Below are 14967 nucleotides of genomic sequence, written 5' to 3'. Positions count from 1 at the left end.
ACGGCGCAACGGCCCCCCGCGTGCTTTCAACAGGGATAGCAAGGCGTTGGCCAATGCGTCCTGCTAGCGGGCTTCCCTTTGTACTTAGAACACCGGCGTCATGTCTGATGAAGTTCACCGCTGTCAATTTGCTCTTGTTCGATGCTTTCGAACAAAGCCTTAAAGTTACCCTCTCCGAAACCGTCGTCACCTTTGCGTTCGATGAACTCGAAAAAGATCGGTCCAATTACCGTCTTTGAAAAGATCTGTAGCAGAATGCGGGTTTCGCCTCCGTCCACCACTCCTTCTCCATCAATCAGGATGCCATGTTTCTGCATTCGATCCAGCGGCTCTTGATGGTCCGTAACACGGGTTTTGCTGAGGCTGTAATAGGCTGCCGGGGGGCCGGGCATGAATTTCAGACCGTTTTCCGCGATCTTGTCCGTGGCATCGTAAATGTCGCGCGCGCCCACTGCGATGTGCTGAATGCCTTCGCCGTTGTATTTCTTTAGGTACGCAACAATCTGTCCCTTCTCATCGCGATCCTCGTTGATGGGGATACGGATGCGCCCACACGGCGAGGTCAACGCCCGGGATGTCAAACCGGTGAACTTGCCCTGGATATCAAAGAACCTGATTTCTCGAAAATTGAACAGGTCACCATAAAACTTGAACCACACATCCATGTTGCCCTTGAATACGTTGTGCGTCAGGTGATCGAGGTAATAAAACCCTACCCCTTCGGGCTTGGACTGAGCGATCCAATTATATTCTTCGTTATAAGGCGACGTGTCGTAGTATTGATCAACGAAATATATCAGCGAACCGCCGATCCCCTTGATCGCGGGTACGTCCAGAACTTTGCCCGCCCCGGTATATTCTTCTGCGCCTTGTTCCACCACATGCGCCAGAGCCTGACGCGCGTCAACGACCCGCCAGCCCATTGACGGCGCACAAGGGCCGTGTTCCTGAACAAAGCCCGCGGCAAAGCTGTCAGGGTCGGCGTTCAGAACATAGGTGATGTCGCCTTGTTGCCAAAGTTCGATCAACTTGGATTTATGGTTTGCAACATGGGTATAACCCATCTGTAAAAACAGATCTCGCAGCTTTTGCGGATCGGCACTGGCGAATTCCACGAATTCGAACCCGTCGCAGCCCACGGGATTGTCCCGAGTGATTTTCGACTTTTCAGCGTCATGTGGAAACGGACCCATCGGATTCTCCTGTTCGGGAAGTAGCTATGGGAAAAATACCGCCTATCAAGCGCGTGTTCTGCGCATTTATGTAGGCAGGACTGGATATGTCTGCGTAATTAACGCACACTTCTGAAAAATAGCGCGAGAAACCCGCATGACCCTGGACGAAACAGATGGGCGGCTGTTGGCAGCTCTGCAAAAGAACGCCCACCTGACCGCGCAAGAGTTGGGTGAGCGTTTACACCTGTCCCCGTCGCAAGCCGGACGGCGACGGCAGCGCCTCGAAACTGAGGGCTATATACAGGGCTATACCGCAAAGCTGAATCCCGAACGGCTCGGACTTTCCGTTCAGGGTTTTATCCAGGTGCATCTGGGCACCCACGGCCCCGAGCATTCGGCAAGCTTTGCCAGGCTGTTAGCCACCCATGACGAGATCGTCAGCGCCTGGACCATGACGGGGGATGCCGATTACCTGCTGCGCGTCTACTGCGAAAATCTATCAAGCCTGAATCGCCTCATCCATGAAGTTCTGCTGCCCCATCGGGCTGTGGCGAAAGTTCACAGTCAGATCGTGATGGATCAACTTAAACATGACGGTCCCCTACCCACCTAACGCATCGGTCGCTTTAGACCCAACCAAAGAAAGTACCCTATGGAAGGATTCCTGTTCCAAGCGTCAATCTACCTGGCTGCGGCGGTCATCGCAGTTCCCATTGCATCACGGCTCGGTCTTGGGTCGGTCTTAGGGTACTTGGCGGCCGGTATTATTATCGGGCCCGCCTTCGGTCTGGTGGGGTCAGAAACCAAGGATTTGCAACATTTTGCTGAATTTGGCGTCGTCATGATGCTGTTTCTGATTGGTCTCGAACTTGAACCGCGTGCCTTATGGAACATGCGGCACCGGCTTTTGGGGCTTGGCGGTTTACAGGTAGTGCTGAGCGCGGCGGCGCTCATGGGCATTGCAATGGCGTATGATCAACCGATTGGGGTCGCAATCGCGATCGGCCTGACGCTGTCGCTTTCCTCTACGGCGATCGTGCTGCAGACCCTATCAGAAAAAGGGCTGATGCAAACTGCCGGAGGACGTTCGGTTTTTTCGGTTCTGTTAACGCAGGATATCGCGGTGATCCCTATTCTCGCGCTACTGCCTCTGCTTGTCACGCAGCTCCCGGCGCAAATGATGCCGGATGGGTCTATCTCCGTCACCCCGCATGAGACAGTGACCGGTGCGGTTGAAGGCACGGGTCACGGAGGCGCACAGGCCGTCGGTCAGGGGGCAGAAACGGCTCAGGCGGCGATTTCGCTGGTGCAGGGTTTGCCAGGTTGGGCCATTACCCTGGTCACCATCGGCGCCATCGCAGGGATCATTATTACCGGCGTTTTCTTCACGCGCCCGGTCTTTCGATATATTCATGCCGCCAAGCTGCGTGAAATGTATACCGCCCTCGCCTTGCTTATTGTTGTGGGCATTTCTTTCCTGATGATGCTTGTCGGCTTGTCACCCGCACTTGGTGCGTTCATGGCGGGTGTGGTCCTGGCCAGCAGCGAATTTCGTCACGAACTCGAGACCGATCTCGAGCCGTTCAAGGGTTTGTTGCTGGGTCTTTTCTTCATCACAGTCGGAGCCGGGATCAACTTTGAGCTTTTGGTAGCCGACACGATAATCATCGTCGGCATGGCCTTGCTGGTGATTGCCGTCAAGGGAGTGATCCTGTTTGCCTTGGGCACGCTGTTCAAACTGCAAGGTCGCGATAAATGGCTGTTTGCCCTGGGATTGGCACAGGCCGGGGAATTTGGCTTTGTCCTGGTCAGCTTTTCGGTCGCGACCGGCGTGATGCCAAATGAAGTGGCGGAAACCTTGCTTCTTGTCGTGGCGCTTTCAATGCTGATTACCCCGCTTTTGTTTATTACCTACGATCAAATCAGCAAACACATGGATCGCATAGTCGGGCCTGTAGTGGCCGATGAAATCGATGAACAGGGTACGGTCATCATTGCCGGAATCGGACGGTTCGGGCAGATCGTCAATCGTCTGGTGCAGGCAAGCGGGTTCAACACGGTGGTGTTGGATCACAATCCCGAAACCATAGCAGTCATGCGCCGCTTTGGATTCAAAGCGTTTCTGGGCGACCCTACGCGTGCCGATATCCTGCGTAAAGCGGGCCTGCGCGATGCCAAGGTCCTGGTAGTCGCTCTCGACAACCAAAAGGCAGCGCTGCAATTGATCACGTATGCACGCAAAGAACGTCCCGACCTTCACATCGTGACCCGTGCGCATGACCGGACAGATGTATACCAGCAATATCAGGCGGGGGCGGACGACATTGTACGCGAGATGTTCGACAGCTCGCTCCGCGCGGGGCGATACGTACTGGAAAACCTCGGGCTCTCGGAATACGAGGCCGCCGAAGCGCAGCGGATGTTCTATTCTCACGACCGGGCGTCTGTGCGCGAGCTCGCCGCCCTGTGGCGTCCCGACATTCCACCCAGTGAAAACAAAGCCTATGTGGCGCGCGCGAAAGAACTACAGAAAGATTTGGAGACTGCCTTTTTGAACCGCATCGACGAAGAGGAAAAAAAGCGCGCCTGAAGCAGGTTCAGCGATCCTTGATCAATGCAAATGATACAAGCCGTGCCCGATATTTCCGGCACGGCTTGTTTTTCATTCCAAAGACGATGGATTACGCAGCGGCTACGCGGCTTTCCAACACATCGCCAACCTGCTTTGCAGCGGCCAGTTCATCCCCGCCTGCCACGGCGGCAACTTCGCGCGTCAGACGTTCCAGCGCCGCCTCGTAAAGCTGACGCTCGGAATAGCTTTGTTCGCGCTGGTCGTCGGTACGGTGAAGATCGCGCACGACTTCGGCGATGGCGATCAAATCACCCGAGTTGATCTTTTGCTCGTATTCCTGGGCGCGCCGGGACCACATCGCACGCTTGACCTTGGCCTTACCCTTTAGCGTTTTCATCGCATGGGTGATCACGTCAGGGCTGCTAAGGGCGCGCATGCCGATTTCAGTCGCTTTGTGCGTAGGCACACGAAGCGTCATTTTGTCCTTCTCGAACGAGATAACGAACAATTCCAGCGAAATTCCTGCAACCTCCTGCTCTTCGACCGACACGATCTGGCCCACACCATGGGCCGGATACACGACGAATTCATTGGGGCGGAAATCTAGCTTTTTCGACTTACTCATAAATTTAGCTCCTTGGGCGCGGGGACAGCCCGCATGGGGTAAATATCGTTGCCACAAAGACAACAGCCGATCGGCTTGGAAAGCCGTCAGCCCAGTTTCGTCACTTCAGATTTTCAGGTTCAACCACGGGGAAGGTTGATAGGTGGTATCTGCACAACGTCATTTATACATGAACATATCACAAAAAACGCTTCCGCGAAAGCAGCGCATTTCGCAGATTACATTAAATCTTTGTATACTATACGTTTTAGGCCTTCAAAGATCCCTGATACGCAACTTGTTCTTTTACAAATCAGCGAATCACTCAACCCCCTTCACCGGGCGCTTCAGAAAAATACTTCTCCAGCTTCCCGTCTTCCCCATCGTGTTCTTCTGCATTGGGCAATGGGTCTTTTTTGGTGATAATCACCGGCCACATCTCGGAATATTTGCGGTTGAATTCGACCCACTTTTCCATGTCCGGCTCTGTATCCGGACGGATCGCATCAGCCGGGCATTCGGGTTCACACACGCCGCAATCGATGCATTCGTCAGGGTGAATGACCAACATGTTCTCGCCCTCGTAAAAGCAGTCTACCGGGCACACTTCGACACAGTCTGTGTACTTGCAGGCAATACAGGCGTCATTCACGATATAGGTCATGGCATCAACTTTTTTGGCAGGTTCGGAAGTCTAGCTAAATCAGCACAGCCTATCATTCAAGATGGCGTGCCCGAGAAAGATCAAGTACGCGCCGATCGCGCTTGCTGGGGCGCCCTTTTCCCTCAAATGACGGATTTTCTGACATCTTTTTCTCTGATCGCAGCGGGGGAGGTGACAGATCAGTATAAAGCGTCTGTGCCTCGGGGGCCGGTCCGCGCCTGTGACCGATAGCGTCGATCTGGATGACACGTATGTTATCACCCAGTTCAAACGTCAACACGTCACCCGCCACGACCAAAGTAGCGCGTTTCTTCACGATCTGCCCGTTCACCCTGACTGCGCCCGCTTGCACGCGGGCGGCAGCCAAAGATCTGGTCTTGAAGAAGCGCGCATGCCACAGCCATTTGTCCAGCCGTAATTTTTGCGTAGCTTCTGACAATTATTTGTTGTCTTTCAGCCCCATCAGGGCAGCAGCAAAGGGATTATCGGGGTCAATTGGTTTTTCCGCGCGGGATGGCCGCGCATTTTGGTGCTGCGGTTTGCCACCTCTGGCAGCTTTGTCCCCGCGTGGCGCACCCTTTTTGCCGCGACCGCCCGGCTTTCCTTTGCCCTGAGGGCGATCCCCCGCCGCGCGGCGCTGACCATTGTTATGAGCACGAGGTACCCGCCCCCACGTGAAGACATAAAATGTCTCAAGATCGGCCCCGGCGATCGACGCGTCGGGCGCGGTGCCTTGCGGGGTCTCAGCCGGGTCGGATTCCGGAATATAGTCATCAACTTCCGGAGTCTCGGCAAGCTCTTCGGCAATAGGTGCTAGCCCCTCATCGGGGATGTCGGCAGTGCCTGCCACTACGTCGTCTGCGGGTGCCGGCATCGGATCGGAAATAATGCCCCCGATGGGCTGTTCGGCGGCTACATCCATCACAGGGGTCGTCGCATCGGCCCCCTTGTCCGCAGCCATACCAGCGCCGTCATGAGGCATCACCACATCGACGGCCTTCACCTTGGTGCGCTCCGATTTCTCGGCCTTGTATCCCAGCCCCTCCATCAAAGCGGCGAACTGCTCCAGTGTCATGCCGGTAATCGACAGCATGTCCGCATTGGCTTCGAACCCGCCACGCGAATCTTCTGACCGCAACATATCCGCAAGCCGCTCGAGCATATCAATACGGATCGCCCGGTTGCCGGCATTGCGATAGCCAGACATCGTGGCCGCACCATGGGGGGCACCCGCATCAACGGGAATGGTCACCAGCCCCGGAGGTGGCGATTCAGGGAATTCGCTCAGGTTTTGTGAAAGAGACCACAATACCAAACGCAACCTTGTCGGTGCAGGCTTTAGAACAAGCGGCATGAAAATGGTGAACTGTCCGAATCGCACGCCGTGCTTGCGCAACGCACCTCGGGCGTCCTGATCCAAGGATTTGACATCTTCCGCTACGTCAGCACGTTGCAGGATGCCGAAATTCTCGACCAGACGAAATGCGAAACCGCGCGCCAGACCGGTCAGGGTCTCGTCTTTCGACAACGCCAGCAGAGGCTCGAACAACAGTGCGATCTTACGATCAATGAAGTGCTGCAAGCGACGTTGAACCTTCTGAGAGACCTCAGGGCCCGCCACATCGTCCACAAAAACCTCGATACCGGGTTTCAGCGGATCCGAACCCGCCACCAGCTTGCCGACCGCAGCGCTCCCCCACATCAGGCCGCCCTGTTCGGTAAAGTCTATTTCGGTATCCGGGGCGTTGTAAAAGCGATCCGCCCGAAGATGGAATTGCGGGGCCAGCGCCTGCAACGAGGCCGCCTTGATCGTCTTGTCTTCCGCAACACCCGCGCCTTTGTCCTGGCGAAACCGGAACCCGTCCAGCTTGCCTACGAATTCACCCTCAACGGTTACTTCACCGGTCTCGTTTACTTCGGCCACCATGGCTTCCTTCTGTCCTAGCCGGCGCAAAAGCACGGATGTGCGCCGATCTACAAATCTCTGGGTCAAACGCTCGTGCAGCGCGTCCGACAGTCTGTCTTCTACGACACGCGCCTCGTGTCGCCAATGGCTTTCGTCATTCGTCCAGCCTTTGCGTTGGGTGACGTATGTCCAGGTGCGGATAAACGCCAATCGTTTAGATAACGCATCAATATCGCCATCGGTTCGATCAATGCGCTTAATTTGTCGCGCAAGCCAATCATTGGGCACGGACCCGTGCTGATGAAGATAGTTGAATATCTGTTCCAGCAGGTTCGCATGCTCTGCATGACTTATACCACGAAAGTCGGGGATTCGGCAGACATCCCATAGCAACCGCACCGATTGCCCGTCAGTGCAACGCGCGGCGATTTCGGCATCCTCGGCCAATGTCTTTAGCGCCCGCAGATCATCTGCCTCGCGGGCCTTGAAGAGGCGTTCGTGATCAGGGGCCATCTCTAGCGTATTGATCAATCGATCAATCGATCCAAACTGTAGCGCAGGATTACGCCAGTTAATCTTGTTCTGCGGGGTAAACTGATGGTCCATTATGGCGCGGGCCACATGATCATCCAGGGGTGGGACATCCCCCGTAACCCCGAATGTTCCGCTTTTGAATCCGCGCCCTGCCCGCCCGGCTATCTGCGCCAGCTCATTAGGTGCCAATGGGCGCATCCGCCGTCCGTCAAACTTGCTCAGGGCCGAGAATGCGACGTGATCCACATCAAGGTTCAAGCCCATTCCGATGGCATCGGTTGCCACAAGATAGTCCACCTCGCCGTTCTGATACATCGCGACCTGCGCGTTGCGGGTGCGCGGGCTCAGAGCGCCCATTACGACTGCGGCCCCCCCCTTTTGACGCCGTATCAGCTCGGCTATCGCATATACATTTTCAACCGAAAATCCTACAATCGCACTACGAGGTCGCATCCTACTTATCTTTTTCTGACCAGAATAGATCAATTCGGACATGCGCTCTCGGCGCATGAACTGCGCCTCTGGAACCAGCGCCGCAATGGTCCCGCGCATAGTATCCGACCCCATGAACAACGTCTCGTGCTGACCTCGGGCCCGTAGCAATCGGTCGGTAAACACATGGCCGCGCTCGGGGTCAGCGCATAGCTGTATCTCATCGACCGCGACCAGATCGGCTCCCATTCCTTCTGGCATCGCCTCGACTGTGCAGACCCAATATTGGGTGCGCGGGGGTACGATCCGTTCCTCCCCTGTCACAAGCGCGACAATGGATGGCCCGCGCAGCGCCACGATGCGGTCGTAGACCTCGCGCGCAAGCAGGCGCAGCGGCAGGCCGATCACGCCAGTTCGGTGCGCCAGCATACGTTCGATTGCATATGTCGTCTTGCCGGTATTTGTCGGGCCCAAAACGGCCACGACCCTACTTTCACCTGCCACCAGAAAATCCTTGAACTAGTTAAAGAGTGCGCCCGACGCCGTCACGGCGAAGCCCGTCCAGCGCCCGTTGAGCATTTTCATGGTGAGGGTTGATCGCCAAGACTTTGCGATAAAGATCGGCGGCAGCACGAAGATTGCCAAATTCCTGCAATATCGCTCCCAACCCGAAGATCGCGTTATACTGGTCCGGGTTCAACATCAGCGCTGTTTCCAGATCATCAATTGCCGGGCCGTATAATCCTGCCGCAAAATAGGCTTGCGCACGTGCGTGATACCCCTCGGCAAATTCCGGAGCGTGATCGGTCAGCGCTGTAAAGTGTTCGATCGCCAGCTTTGTATTGCCGTCGCGCATCGCTTCGCGGCCCCGACCGTACAATAAATCCATTGTTGCCGAACCTGACCGCGACCATGCCATCTGTACCTCGCGTTCGATTCGACCCGCTTCGGCCGGGGACGCAGTTCGTAACTTGTCCAGCAGTTCATCCGGTGCAGGCCCGGAATTCTGGGCAAAAACAACACCCCCAAGCAACACCCAGAAACCAAGTGCCGCTACGGTATGTTTGAGGTTGACGATAGGATTGGCCATAACAACAGTGAATGTAACAGGCTGCCGCCGCAATTCCAGATGTGACGGCACCATTTGCCAAAAAAGGGCGCATGATGAGCGATATTGTGAACGAAGCTGTAACTGTTCTGAACGAAAAGCTAGATGGGGCCGACTTTGACGGCACCGCGAAGTTCGACATCGAAGGAGAAGGCACCGTTATGATCGACGAAACCGGCGCACGCGCGGCCGATGAAGCAGCAGATGTGACCTTATCGGCCGATGCCGAAACCTTTCAGTCGATCTTGTCGGGTGACACCAACCCGACCAGCGCTTTCATGAGCGGCAAGCTCAAGATCGACGGCGATATGGGCATGGCGATGAAGCTTGCCACTGTTCTGGCATAATGACACTGACACCCGCACCTCTTTTCACTGACGTTTCCCCTGGCCCGGATACCGGACAGGCGCATTGGGGCGAAACGTCGGATGGCAAAAGGCTGCGGGTCGTCCATTGGCCGCTCTCCGGGGCCAAGGGAACTGTCGTTCTGTTCCCTGGCCGTACGGAATATGCTGAAAAATACGGTGTCACCGCGGCGGAGTTCGCCAAACGCGGGCTTGCGGTCGTGACGATCGACTGGCGCGGTCAGGGCCTTTCAGACCGGCTGTTACCGGATCGGAGCATTGGACACGTCGACCTGTTTTCCGACTACCAAAAAGATGTTGCGTTGATGATGCGCACAGCGCGTGCCTTGCAATTGCCCCGACCTTTCTTTTTGCTGGCCCATTCGATGGGCGGCGCGATTGGGCTGCGCGCCAGCATGGAAGGCCTGTCAGTACAGGCAGCGGCGTTCACCGCCCCTATGTGGGGCATCCACATCGCGCCCCATATGCGATTGGTCGCTACGGGCCTGTCGTTGTTCATGCCCCGCATCGGCCAAGGCACCCGGCTGCCGATCGGCATTCAGAACGCTTCTTATGTGTCCCTCGCTCCGTTCGAGAACAACATGCTGACAACCGACCCGGAAATGTACGCGATGATGCGTGATCAACTGGCGGCCCATCCTGAACTCTCGCTCGGCGGGCCCAGCTTTATCTGGCTCCGCGAGGCACTGTCGGAAACCAAACACCTTGCCCTGCGCGCGGCACCCAGCCTGCCCTGTGTGACTTTCCTTGGCTCGAATGAACGGATCGTCCAGATCAATCGCGTCCACAAGCGCATGGCAACCTGGAAGGGTGGAAAGCTTCAGGTCATGGAGGGTGCTGAACATGAAATCCTCATGGAGAAGCCCCAGATCCGTGACGCCGCGATCGAAGATATAACGCGGCTATTTCTGGGAAATGTCAGAAAGTGAACCGCCATTAGGGGGTGCGCGCGCCGCGGCACTCGCGCGAACGGCTGCGCATCATATCAAAATTCAACCCTCGCTCTGTTCAAATGATCCGTCACCGCTAGGTTTAGCGAATGACCAATGCACCCGTTCTCAGCTTCACCGAAAATGGCATATATTGCACAGCAGGTGACTTCTACATCGACCCTTGGCGCCCGGTAGATCGGGCGCTGATCACCCATGGCCATTCGGATCATGCGCGTTGGGGGATGCAGCGGTACCTTGCCACCCATATTGCCTTACCCGTGATGCGACACCGCTTGGGGGATATCACGGCAGAGGGCATCGGTTACGGTGAGATACGCCGGATTGGCGATGCCAAAGTTTCGTTCCACCCGGCGGGCCATGTTCCCGGGTCCGCGCAGATCCGCGTAGAGGTAAAAGGCGAGGTCTGGGTCGCCTCGGGCGATTACAAGGTTGTCGATGATGGCCTTTCGGACCCGTTCAGCCCCGTCGAGTGCCATAGCTTCATCACCGAAAGCACGTTCGGTCTGCCGGTGTTCAATTGGGCAGATCAAACGACGGTCGCGGCCGAGATCAACGCTTGGTGGGCCACATGCGCGGCGAATGGCAAGACTGCGTTCCTCGGGGCATATGCACTGGGAAAGGCACAAAGGCTGCTGACGATGCTTGATCCCGCGATCGGTCCGATCCTGACGCACACGGCAATTGAAAACACCAACCGCATCATACGCGATCAGGGGATCGCGCTGCCCGATACGATTTTGGCAAATGCCGAGCTTGACCCGAAAAGTCACCCAAACGCCATCGTTCTCGCCCCGCCATCCGCCTTGGGCAGTGCGTGGTCAAAGGGATTTGGCGCGCAAGAAACCGCGTTTGCCAGCGGCTGGATGGCGATCCGGGGGGTGCGCAGGCGACGGGTGGGTGACCGGGGGTTTGTAATATCCGACCATGCGGATTGGGGCGGGCTGATGTCGGCAATTCGCGAAACCGGCGCGGAAAATATATACGTGACACATGGTTACACCGATGTCTTCAGCCGCTACCTGAACGACAGTGGATGGACCGCGCAGGTCGTGCCGACCCAGTTCGAAGGCGAAAGTCTGGACAAGGACGGGACAGAATGAAACGTTTTGCCCAACTGTTCACCGCCATCGATCAAAGCACCAAGACCAACACCAAAGTTGCCGCGTTGGCGGATTATTTCGAGCAGGCCCACGACCCAGACCGTCTTTGGACCATCGCGCTTTTCTCGGGGCGCCGCCCCAAGCGCGCCGTAACCACGACCAAGCTGCGCGAATGGGCCGCCGAGCAGGCAGGCATACCGCTGTGGTTGTTCGAAGAAAGCTACAGCATTGTTGGCGACCTCGCCGAGACCATCGCGCTGGTTCTGCCTGCTACTGTAACGCACGATGATCAACCGCTGTCGGACTGGATCAAATCTTTGCGTGAAATCTATACGCAGCCGGAGGATGCCCGCAAAGACTTTGTTTTAAAGGCGTGGGCGACCCTCGGCGGCACCGAAAGGTTTATTTTCAACAAGCTCATCACCGGCGGGTTTCGCGTCGGCATCAGCCAAAAACTGATGACCCGCGCCTTGGCGCGCGCCACCGATAAACCCGAAGCCGAGCTCGCACACCGATTGATGGGTAATTGGCATCCTGACACCACCACTTGGCACCAGCTGGTCGAGGCCGATGACGCATCCGCCGATGCATCACGCCCCTACCCGTTTTATCTGGCTTACGGGCTTGAGAGTTCCCCAGACGACTTGGGAGAGCTGTCGCAGTGGCGTGCCGAATGGAAATGGGACGGGATCAGGGGTCAGCTTATCCGGCGCGACGGGCAGTATTTCGTCTGGTCACGCGGCGAAGAACTGATGACCGACCGGTTCCCGGAGTTGGCACGCACAGTCGATTTCATCCCCGATGGAACGGTACTGGACGGCGAACTGCTGGTGTGGCCCGATGGCCAGCCTACTCCGGCTTCGTTCAACACCCTGCAGGCCCGAATTGGCCGTAAAACCGTGCCGAAAAAGCTGCTGGCCGATGCGCCGGTAGTGTTGCACGCCTATGACCTGCTTGAATGGCAAGGCCAGGACATCCGCACCCGTCCCTTCTCCGCGCGTCGCGCTTTGCTGGAGAAGCTGTCGGCCGTGGTTCCCGCAGAAGCACCCTTGCGGATTTCGCCGCAATTGGAGTTCAGCTCATGGGAAGCGCTGGCCGAAATTCGCACCATGGCGCGTGAAGCGCAGGCAGAGGGGCTCATGTTGAAACGTGTGGACAGCCCCTATCTGGCCGGTCGCAAGAAGGGGGATTGGTGGAAGTGGAAGCTGGATCCGCTCACCGTCGATGCCGTTATGATCTATGCACAGTCAGGGTCCGGTCGGCGCGCCAACCTGTTCACCGACTTTACCTTTGCGGTCTGGGATGGAAACGACCTTATCCCGTTTACCAAGGCGTACAGCGGTTTGACGGACGCAGAGTTTCGCAAAATCACCGCATGGGTGCGCAAAAACACGCTGGAGCGTTTTGGCCCGGTGCGCAAAGTCACCCCACACCATGTATTCGAGATCGCTTTCGAAGGTATCCAACGCAGCACCCGGCATAAGTCAGGGGTGGCGCTTCGATTTCCACGCATGCTGCGCTGGCGCCAAGACAAGCCTATCCAGGAAGCCAATTCGTTGGACGATCTGGAAGATATGCTACGCATTTACGGATAGTCAGAGGCCCCCTGCCTTGCTTTGCCCGAAGCCGGTGCTTAGGTAGGCTTAACGTCAAAATGAGGTACAACATGTTTCAACCACCCGCACCCGTACTAGATGCAAACGCTGGCTCCGGGGCGTCTGCCTTTGGCAAGCTGCCGGAATGGAATCTTGACGATCTATACACAGGTGAGGACGCACCCGAGCTCAAGCGTGACCTTGACTGGTTGGAGGAAGCCTGCCGCAGCTTCGCCGAAGACTATGAAGGCAAGCTTGCCGAACTGGACGCCAACGAGCTGCTAGAGTGTGTGTTGCGCAATGAAAAGATCAACCAGATCGCCGGTCGTATCATGTCTTATGCCGGGTTGCGCTATTATCAGCTGACCACCGATGCCGGTCGCGCGAAGTTCATGTCGGATGTACAGGAAAAGATCACCAATTTCACCACGCCCTTGGTGTTCTTCACTCTGGAACTGAACCGTCTTGAGGATGACCATCTTGGCAACCTGCTGGATCAGAAACCTGATCTTGCGCGCTACAAGCCGGTATTTGACCGCATTCGGGCGATGAAAGACTACCAGCTTTCGGACGAGCTGGAAAAATTTCTCCACGATCTTGGTGTTGTAGGTGACGCATGGGAACGCCTTTTTGATGAAACGATTGCGGGGCTGGAATTCGAAGTCGACGGCGAGCCGCTGAACATCGAGGGTGTACTGAACCTTCTGACCGACCCGAAACGCGATCTTCGCGAAGCCGCCGCACGAGAGCTGGCGGATGTCTTTCAAAGCAATATCAAGACTTTCGCGCGTATTCATAACACGCAAGCCAAGGAAAAAGAGGTTATCGACCGCTGGCGTGGCATGCCCACCCCTCAGACTGGCCGTCATCTGTCAAACCATGTCGAGCCAGAGGTCGTCGAGGCGTTGCGTAATGCGGTCGTCAAAGCCTATCCAAAGCTTAGCCACCGCTACTACGAACTGAAGCGTAAATGGCTTGGGCTGGATGTGATGCAGGTATGGGACCGCAACGCCCCCCTGCCCCTGGAAGACCCAAAACAGATTAGCTGGGACCAGGCCGAAACAACCGTAATGGAGGCCTATAAAGCCTTTGACCCCCGCATGGGCGAGATCGCGGCACCGTTCTTTAGCGACGGCTGGATCGATGCCGGAGTAAAGCCCGGCAAGGCCCCGGGCGCTTTTGCCCATCCCACGGTGACCGACGTTCATCCGTATGTCATGCTGAACTACCTTGGAAAGCCGCGCGATGTCATGACCCTGGCACATGAGCTGGGCCACGGCGTTCACCAGGTATTGGCCGCGGGTCAGGGCGAAATGCTATCGTCGACGCCGCTGACCCTGGCGGAAACGGCCAGCGTGTTCGGGGAAATGCTTACCTTCCGCAAAATGCTGGAAAAGGCCAAGACCAATTCCGAACGCAAGGTGCTGTTGGCAGGCAAGGTCGAAGATATGATCAACACCGTCGTGCGCCAGATTGCCTTCTACGACTTTGAATGCAAACTGCATGACGCCCGCCGGTCGGGAGAACTGACGCCGGACGATATCAATGCACTGTGGATGTCTGTGCAGGCCGAGAGCCTTGGGCCGGCATTCGAGTATATGGAGGGATATGAAACCTTTTGGGCATATATACCGCATTTCATTCATTCGCCGTTCTATGTTTATGCCTATGCCTTTGGCGATGGGTTGGTGAACGCACTCTACGCCGTCTATGAAGAAGGCAAGCCGGGGTTCGAGGACAAATACTTTGATATGCTGAAAGCTGGCGGCTCCAAACACCACAAGGAGCTTTTGGCACCGTTCGGGCTTGATGCGTCCGACCCCGCATTCTGGGATAAGGGATTATCGATGATTTCAGGCTTTATCGACGAACTCGAAGCGATGGAGGATTGATCCGGCGCGGGCATAAGAGTTTTTATGCCTTCGGCGAGGATTTCAAGCCATTTGGAAGCATGACGGG

The 14967-nt window shown here is 56.4% G+C and carries 13 protein-coding genes; 7 read left to right on the top strand and 6 right to left on the bottom strand.

The window, feature by feature from the left end; genetic code table 11:
* Positions 1-98 precede the first annotated feature (98 nt).
* The gene (gene hppD / locus AC13DE_RS17025) at positions 99-1193 is read right to left on the bottom strand and encodes a 4-hydroxyphenylpyruvate dioxygenase (protein WP_483048503.1); all 1095 of its coding nucleotides are present in this window, start codon (positions 1191-1193) and stop codon (positions 99-101) included.
* A gap of 136 nt (positions 1194-1329) precedes the next feature.
* On the opposite strand from hppD, the gene AC13DE_RS17020 reads away from it, so the two are divergent.
* On the top strand, positions 1330-1788 hold the full coding sequence (locus AC13DE_RS17020) for an Lrp/AsnC family transcriptional regulator (protein ID WP_446312236.1): 459 nt from the start codon (positions 1330-1332) through the stop codon (positions 1786-1788).
* Positions 1789-1827: 39 nt separating this feature from the next.
* The gene (locus AC13DE_RS17015) at positions 1828-3765 is read left to right on the top strand and encodes a cation:proton antiporter domain-containing protein (RefSeq protein ID WP_483048502.1); all 1938 of its coding nucleotides are present in this window, start codon (positions 1828-1830) and stop codon (positions 3763-3765) included.
* A gap of 91 nt (positions 3766-3856) precedes the next feature.
* Here the strand turns inward: AC13DE_RS17015 and AC13DE_RS17010 are convergent, their stop codons facing one another.
* From AC13DE_RS17010 to AC13DE_RS16990, 5 genes are all read right to left on the bottom strand, one after another.
* Positions 3857-4372: a CarD family transcriptional regulator gene (locus AC13DE_RS17010; protein ID WP_446306544.1), complete on the bottom strand. Its 516-nt coding sequence runs from the start codon at positions 4370-4372 to the stop codon at positions 3857-3859.
* 304 nt (positions 4373-4676) lie between these two features.
* Positions 4677-5015 carry a ferredoxin FdxA gene (gene fdxA / locus AC13DE_RS17005; protein ID WP_446295147.1) on the bottom strand — a complete coding sequence of 113 codons (339 nt, stop codon included), beginning with the start codon at positions 5013-5015 and terminating at the stop codon, positions 4677-4679.
* A 52-nt stretch (positions 5016-5067) separates the two neighbouring features.
* Complete coding sequence (locus AC13DE_RS17000) at positions 5068-5454, bottom strand: RNA-binding S4 domain-containing protein (RefSeq protein ID WP_446295145.1); 387 nt, start codon at positions 5452-5454, stop codon at positions 5068-5070.
* A complete protein-coding gene (locus tag AC13DE_RS16995; RefSeq protein WP_483048501.1) occupies positions 5455-8391 on the bottom strand; it encodes a helicase-related protein in 2937 nt (978 codons plus the stop codon).
* 19 nt (positions 8392-8410) lie between these two features.
* Positions 8411-8977, bottom strand: a complete 567-nt coding sequence (locus AC13DE_RS16990) for a tetratricopeptide repeat protein (RefSeq protein ID WP_446313835.1) — start codon at positions 8975-8977, stop codon at positions 8411-8413.
* Positions 8978-9051: 74 nt separating this feature from the next.
* Between AC13DE_RS16990 and AC13DE_RS16985 the strand changes: the two genes are divergently transcribed.
* From AC13DE_RS16985 to AC13DE_RS16965, 5 genes are all read left to right on the top strand, one after another.
* Positions 9052-9342, top strand: a complete 291-nt coding sequence (locus tag AC13DE_RS16985) for an SCP2 sterol-binding domain-containing protein (protein ID WP_446295142.1) — start codon at positions 9052-9054, stop codon at positions 9340-9342.
* Positions 9342-10289 carry an alpha/beta fold hydrolase gene (locus AC13DE_RS16980; protein WP_483048500.1) on the top strand — a complete coding sequence of 316 codons (948 nt, stop codon included), beginning with the start codon at positions 9342-9344 and terminating at the stop codon, positions 10287-10289. The genes AC13DE_RS16985 and AC13DE_RS16980 overlap by 1 nt, the downstream gene beginning before the upstream one ends.
* A 110-nt stretch (positions 10290-10399) precedes the next feature.
* Positions 10400-11413 carry a ligase-associated DNA damage response exonuclease gene (locus AC13DE_RS16975; RefSeq protein ID WP_483048499.1) on the top strand — a complete coding sequence of 338 codons (1014 nt, stop codon included), beginning with the start codon at positions 10400-10402 and terminating at the stop codon, positions 11411-11413.
* Positions 11410-13008, top strand: a complete 1599-nt coding sequence (locus AC13DE_RS16970) for an ATP-dependent DNA ligase (RefSeq protein WP_483048498.1) — start codon at positions 11410-11412, stop codon at positions 13006-13008. The genes AC13DE_RS16975 and AC13DE_RS16970 overlap by 4 nt, the downstream gene beginning before the upstream one ends.
* 71 nt (positions 13009-13079) lie before the next feature.
* Positions 13080-14900 (top strand): M3 family oligoendopeptidase, encoded by a 1821-nt coding sequence (locus AC13DE_RS16965; RefSeq protein WP_483048497.1) that lies wholly within the window; start codon positions 13080-13082, stop codon positions 14898-14900.
* The last annotated feature ends 67 nt before the right edge of the window (positions 14901-14967 follow it).

It is taken from the genome of Sulfitobacter sp. L-8, from assembly GCF_056859255.1.
This window is presented reverse-complemented; position numbering and strand designations above follow the sequence as displayed.

What these genes read in the sequence shown, in the direction of transcription:
- AC13DE_RS16975 (WP_483048499.1), top strand. Translation starts at nt 10,400, where the DNA reads ATGACCAATGCACCCGTTCTCAGCTTCACCGAAAATGGCATATATTGC.
- AC13DE_RS16990 (WP_446313835.1), bottom strand. Translation starts at nt 8,977, where the DNA reads ATGGCCAATCCTATCGTCAACCTCAAACATACCGTAGCGGCACTTGGT.
- AC13DE_RS16970 (WP_483048498.1), top strand. Translation starts at nt 11,410, where the DNA reads ATGAAACGTTTTGCCCAACTGTTCACCGCCATCGATCAAAGCACCAAG.
- AC13DE_RS17010 (WP_446306544.1), bottom strand. Translation starts at nt 4,372, where the DNA reads ATGAGTAAGTCGAAAAAGCTAGATTTCCGCCCCAATGAATTCGTCGTG.
- hppD (WP_483048503.1), bottom strand. Translation starts at nt 1,193, where the DNA reads ATGGGTCCGTTTCCACATGACGCTGAAAAGTCGAAAATCACTCGGGAC.
- AC13DE_RS16980 (WP_483048500.1), top strand. Translation starts at nt 9,342, where the DNA reads ATGACACTGACACCCGCACCTCTTTTCACTGACGTTTCCCCTGGCCCG.
- AC13DE_RS16985 (WP_446295142.1), top strand. Translation starts at nt 9,052, where the DNA reads ATGAGCGATATTGTGAACGAAGCTGTAACTGTTCTGAACGAAAAGCTA.
- AC13DE_RS16965 (WP_483048497.1), top strand. Translation starts at nt 13,080, where the DNA reads ATGTTTCAACCACCCGCACCCGTACTAGATGCAAACGCTGGCTCCGGG.
- AC13DE_RS17020 (WP_446312236.1), top strand. Translation starts at nt 1,330, where the DNA reads ATGACCCTGGACGAAACAGATGGGCGGCTGTTGGCAGCTCTGCAAAAG.
- fdxA (WP_446295147.1), bottom strand. Translation starts at nt 5,015, where the DNA reads ATGACCTATATCGTGAATGACGCCTGTATTGCCTGCAAGTACACAGAC.
- AC13DE_RS17015 (WP_483048502.1), top strand. Translation starts at nt 1,828, where the DNA reads ATGGAAGGATTCCTGTTCCAAGCGTCAATCTACCTGGCTGCGGCGGTC.